Here is a 5,278-nt window from a genome sequence, read left to right as displayed (position 1 = left end):
GACGCCACCGGGTGCGACGCGCGCGCGGACGTGCTCGCCTTCACCCGCGGCGACGGGTTCGTCTGCACGGTGAATTTCGGGGACGCGCCGGTCACCCTGCCCCGGCCGGGCGAGCCGCTGCTGGCCAGCCACCCGGGCGGGTTCGGGGACGGTGGTGACCCGGACACGGCCGGTCGGGAGAATGGGGACGGGGTCGTGACGCTGCCCCCGAACAGTGCGGTGTGGTGGAGCGGAGACACGCATGGCTGACCGGACACTCGACGGTGTGCGCCTCGCCGACGTCGCCGCGCAGGCGGGCGTCAGCGAGGCCACCGTGAGCCGGGTGCTCAACGGCAAACAGGGGGTGGCGGCGGGCACCCGGCAGGCCGTGCTGACCGCGATGGACCAGCTCGGCTACGAACGTCCGGCACGACGGCGCAGCGCGGGCCTGATCGGGCTGATCATCCCGGAGCTGGACAACCCGATCTTCCCGGCGTTCGCCCAGGTCATCGACCGCACCCTCACCATGCGCGGCTACACCTCGGTGCTGTGCACGCAGAGCCCGGGCGGGGCGACCGAGGACGAGTTCGTCGAGGCCCTGACCGACCGCGGCGTGTCCGGCATCGTGTTCGTGTCGGGCCTGCACGCCGACACCACCGCCCGGCACGACCGCTACACCCGGCTGATCGAGGCCGGGGTTCCGGTGGTGTTCGTCAACGGGTACGCACCGGGCGTGCGGGCACCGTTCTTCTCCGACGACGACGCCGCCGCGGTGGAACTCGCGCTGACCCACCTGCGGGAGCTGGGGCACGAACGCATCGGGCTGGCCGTCGGCCCGCAGCGGTTCGTCCCGGCCCAGCGCAAGGCCGAGCGGTTCCGGCTGCTGATGGAACCCGTCCTCGGTGACGAGGCCGGGGAGCTGGTGGTGCACTCGTTGTTCTCCGTCGAGGGCGGGCACTCGGCCGCCCGGCACCTGCTGGAGCGGGAGTGCACCGCCGTGGTCTGCGGCAGCGACCTGATGGCCCTCGGGGCGATCCGCGCCGCCCGCAGGCAGGGGCTGTCCGTGCCCGGGGACTTCTCGGTGGTCGGCTACGACGACTCGCCGCTGATCGCGTTCACCGACCCGCCGTTGACCACCGTGCAGCAGCAGGTCTCGACCATGACGACGGCGGCGGTGCGCACCCTGCTCGACGAGATCTCCGGGGTCGACGTGCCCACCGGTGAGTACCTGTTCCAGCCGGATCTCATCGTGCGCGGCTCGACCGGGGCGCGCGGCGCGCCGGCGTCCTGAACCGTCGATCCGCGGGCACGCGGCGTCGACTCGCGGACACGGGGTGGCGACTCGCGGGCGCGGGGTGGCGGCCCGCTTCTTGATCGGGTGGCCCCGTGCCCGCTAGTGTCGCCCGCCCGTGGCTTCGAGGGAGAGGTCGTCGATGGCGCAGGTGCAGACGGTCCGGGGAGCGGTGCCGGTCGAGGAACTCGGCACGGTGCTGATGCACGAGCACGTGTTCGTGCTCGACGAGGAACTCCGGCGCAACTATCCACACCTGTGGGACGAGGACGAACGGGTCGCCGACGCGGTCGCGCGGCTGAAGTCCCTCACCGCACGCGGGGTCGACACCATCGTCGACCCGACGGTGCTGGGGCTGGGCCGGGACATCGAGCGCGTCGCCCGGGTGAACGCCGAGGTCGACCTGAACATCATCCCCGCGACCGGTCTCTACACCTACGACAGCGTGCCCTTCGCCTTCCGGATGCACGGGCCGGGCACCCTGCTCGGCGGACCCGAGCCGATGGTCGAGCTGTTCGTCCGCGACCTCACCGAGGGCATCGCGGGCACCGGGATCCGGGCGGCGTTCCTCAAGTGCGCGATCGAGGAGGAACTCACCCCCGGCGTGGAGCGGGTCCTCGTCGCGGTGGCCGAGGCGCACAAGCGCACCGGCGCCCCGATCACCGTGCACACCAGCGCCGTGCACCGCACCGGGCTCGTGGCTCAGGACATCCTGGCCCGCGAGGGCGTCGACCTCGGTCGCGTCGTCCTGGGGCACAGCGGGGACACCACCGACCGGGACTACCTGCGGGAACTGGTGGACAACGGGTCGCTGCTCGGGATGGACCGGTTCGGTCTCGACCCGCTGCTGCCGACCGACCAGCGGGTGGCCACGGTGGCGGCACTCGTGGAGGAGGGGCTCGCCGACCGGATGGTGCTGGCCCACGACGCCTCCTGCCACATCGACTGGTTCCCGCCCGGTGCGCGGGAGCAGCTCGCGCCGAACTGGCATTACACGCACATCCACGACGACGTCCTGCCCGCGCTGCGCGAGGCGGGCGTCGGCGACGCGGCGTTGACGACGATGCTGGTGGACAATCCCCGGCGGTACTTCTCGCCCGCCGAGTGACGCGGCGCGTCGGGAGGCGCGGCACGTCCGTTCCCGGGCGTGGGGTGCCGACTCGCGGGCATGGAGCGTCGACTCGCGGACATGGAGTGGCGACTCGCGGGTGTGGAGTGGCGACTCGCGGGTGTGGGGTGGCGACTCGCGGGGTGGGTGGGAGGATCGGGGTTGTGGACGAGAGGGAGCTTGCCCATCTGCGGCGGTGTGTGGAGTTGGCTCAGGAGGCGCTCGACGCCGGGGACGAGCCGTTCGGGTCCGTGCTCGTGGACGCCGACGGGGTCGTGCGTGGCGAGGACCGCAACCGGGTGGCCGGTGGGGACCGCACGCGGCACCCCGAGTTCGAGCTGGCCCGGCTGTCGACGTCACTGCTCACGCCACGGGAACGGGCCGGGGCCACGGTGTACACCTCCGGGGAGCACTGTCCGATGTGTGCGGCCGCGCACGCCTGGGTCGGGCTCGGCCGGATCGTCTACGTGGCCTCGTCCGCGCAGTTGTCCGGGTGGCTGACCGAACTGGGTGTCCCGCCCGCGCCGGTGCGCTCCCTGCCCGTGTCCGAGGTGGCCCCCGGGGTGGTCGTCGAGGGGCCGGTCGAGGCGCTCGTCGACCGGGTCCGCCGGTTGCACGTCCGCTACCACCGCGGCGACTGACACCGTTCCGGACGGGTGTGGGGCGGCGGGCGGTCGCCCGGCTCGGACCGTTTCCGTGACCGCTCGGCTCCGCTAGGGTCACGGCGTGACCGACAAACCGTCTCTCGACCTCGACCGACCCAGTTCCGGACGGATCTACGACTACTGGCTGGGCGGCACGAACAACTACGCCATCGACCGGGAGTTCGCCGAGAAACAGCTCGCGCTGGCCCCCGAGATCGCCGACGCCGTGCGCGAGAACCGCGCGTTCCTGCGGCGTGCCGTGCGGTTCGCCGTGGCACAGGGCGTCCGGCAGTTCGTCGACCTCGGCAGCGGCCTGCCCACCCAGGGCAACGTGCACGAGATCGCGGACGAACAGGCCCCCGGCGAGTCCCGCGTGGTGTACGTGGACAACGAACCCGTCGCCCACGCACATTCGCAGATCCTGCTGGAGGACACCGCCGACCCGGACCGGCACCGCGCGCTGGCCGGGGACTTCTTCGACGGGGCGGAACTGTGGGAGCGGATCCTCGGCGAAGGCATCGACCCGACCGAACCGATCTGTCTGCTCACCGTCGCACTGCTGCACCTGATGCCCGCCGGGGACGAACCCGAACGGCCGATGGCGTTCTACCGGGAGCAACTCCCACCGGGGAGCCTGCTCGTGCTGTCCCACGCGTGCCTGGACACCGACGACGACCGGGCCCGGGACAACTTCGGACGGATCGGCGACAACTACAGTCGCCAGACCTCGGTCAACGGCAGCGGCGGCATCCGGGGCCGGGCGGAGATCGCGGAGTTCTTCGGCGAGCTGGAACTCGTCGACCCCGGGCTGGTGTGGTTGCCCGAGTGGCGTCCCGACACCCCGTACCACGGGGACGTCACCAGGTCGCGGGCCGTGGCCGGAGTGGCCCGGAAGACGGGCTGACCCGGCCGCGCGCGGACGGCGACCGGTGTATCCCCCTCCCGTGCGGGTATGCCGGGGCCATGACCGAGTTCGAGCACACGCGCGTGATCCCCGCCGATCCCGGGGTCGTGTTCGACATCGCCTCCGGGGAGCCCACGCTGAACGACTGGGCCCCGGAGGGGGTCGAGGTCGAGTCCGCGGGCCACGGCGCCCTGCACGCGTGGGTCTCCGAGGGCAGTGAGGTCCACGACGCCTTCGGCTACGTCGAGGTCGACCGCGAGCGGCGCCGGATGGAGTGGGGCGGCACCGATGCGGACTACGACGGCTGGCTGCAGGTCGACCCGGACGACGGCACCGCCGAGGTGACCGGCACGGCGAGTGCGGAGGGGTCGGACAGCGCGGGCGGCACCGGCACCCCGGGCAGCGTGGCCACCCTGCACCTGAGCTTCCGCGGAGGCCAGGAGCCCGACCTCGGCGGGGAGCAGAGCGAGGAGACCGACCGGCGTGTGGAACAGGCCCTCGACCGCCTCGCCGCGCTCGTGCGTGAGCAGACCGGCGGGTGAGTCCGATGGCGGAGACGCCTTCCGGCACCGTCCGTGTGGTCGTCGTCGGGGCCACCGGCAACCTCGGGACGAGCGTGGTGGACGCTCTCGCCGCCGACCCCCGGGTGGAGTCGGTCGTCGGGGTCGCCCGGCGGTATCCCCGGTGGTCCCGACCCGAGCTGCGGATCTCCACGCTCGACCTGGCCGCGGCGACCGACGCCGACGTCGACGCGGTCCTCGACGGCGCGCACGTGGTCGTGCACCTGGCCTGGCTGTTCCAGCCCACGCGGGACCCGGTCACCACCTGGCGGACGAACGTGCTCGGGGCGATGCGGGTGTTCGGGTCCGTCGTCCGGTGCGGGGTGCCCACGCTGGTGTACTCGTCGTCGGTGGCGGCCTACTCCCCCGGCCCGAAGGATCACCCGGTCGGCGAGGACTGGCCCACCCACGGCTGGCCCGGGGCCGCCTACCCGCGGGAGAAGGCGTACCTGGAACGGGTGCTGGACGTTCTCGAACGGGACCACCCCGAGACCCGGGTGGTGCGGGTGCGGCCCGGTTTCGTGTTCCAGCGCGCCTCGGCGCAGCAGCAGCGCCGCCTGTTCGTCGGCCCGTTCCTGCCGACCTCGCTGGTGCGGCCGGGGCTGATCCCCGTGTTGCCGGACATCCCGGGGCTGCGGTTCCAGGCGGTGCACGCGGCCGATGTCGGCGAGGCCGTGCGGCTCGCGGCCCTGTCCCCGGTGCGCGGGGCGTTCAACCTCGCCGCCGATCCCCCGGTGGACCCCCGCCTGCTGGGCGAACTGCTGGACGCCCGCACCGTGGCGGTGCCCGCCC

At 73.0% G+C, this 5,278-nt stretch carries 7 protein-coding genes; all 7 read left to right on the top strand.

Annotation, left to right across the window (positions count from 1 at the left end; translation table 11 throughout):
- On the top strand, window positions 1–249 hold a 249-nt coding region (locus tag ACTIR_RS0117800), incomplete at its 5' end, for a DUF3459 domain-containing protein (protein WP_026455293.1).
- Window positions 242–1,270, top strand: a complete 1,029-nt coding sequence (locus tag ACTIR_RS0117795; protein WP_026455292.1) for a LacI family DNA-binding transcriptional regulator — start codon at window positions 242–244, stop codon at window positions 1,268–1,270. The genes ACTIR_RS0117800 and ACTIR_RS0117795, both read left to right, overlap by 8 nt.
- Before the next feature lie 142 nt (window positions 1,271–1,412).
- Complete coding sequence (locus ACTIR_RS0117790; protein WP_026455291.1) at window positions 1,413–2,378, top strand: phosphotriesterase family protein; 966 nt, start codon at window positions 1,413–1,415, stop codon at window positions 2,376–2,378.
- 155 nt (window positions 2,379–2,533) lie between these two features.
- The gene (locus ACTIR_RS0117785; RefSeq protein WP_034240832.1) at window positions 2,534–3,019 is read left to right on the top strand and encodes a nucleoside deaminase; all 486 of its coding nucleotides are present in this window, start codon (window positions 2,534–2,536) and stop codon (window positions 3,017–3,019) included.
- Window positions 3,020–3,104: 85 nt separating this feature from the next.
- Window positions 3,105–3,926 carry an SAM-dependent methyltransferase gene (locus tag ACTIR_RS0117780; RefSeq protein ID WP_026455289.1) on the top strand — a complete coding sequence of 274 codons (822 nt, stop codon included), beginning with the start codon at window positions 3,105–3,107 and terminating at the stop codon, window positions 3,924–3,926.
- A 59-nt stretch (window positions 3,927–3,985) separates the two neighbouring features.
- A complete protein-coding gene (locus ACTIR_RS0117775; protein WP_026455288.1) occupies window positions 3,986–4,468 on the top strand; it encodes an SRPBCC family protein in 483 nt (160 codons plus the stop codon).
- A 5-nt stretch (window positions 4,469–4,473) separates the two neighbouring features.
- Window positions 4,474–5,278: NAD-dependent epimerase/dehydratase family protein (locus ACTIR_RS24125; protein WP_034240777.1), on the top strand; the 805-nt coding region annotated here is incomplete at its 3' end.

The organism is Saccharomonospora iraqiensis subsp. iraqiensis, assembly GCF_000430445.1.
GTDB classification, from domain to species: domain Bacteria; phylum Actinomycetota; class Actinomycetes; order Mycobacteriales; family Pseudonocardiaceae; genus Saccharomonospora; species Saccharomonospora iraqiensis.
The sequence above is the reverse complement of the archived record's forward strand: the minus strand, read 5'-3'. Positions and strand labels throughout refer to the sequence as shown.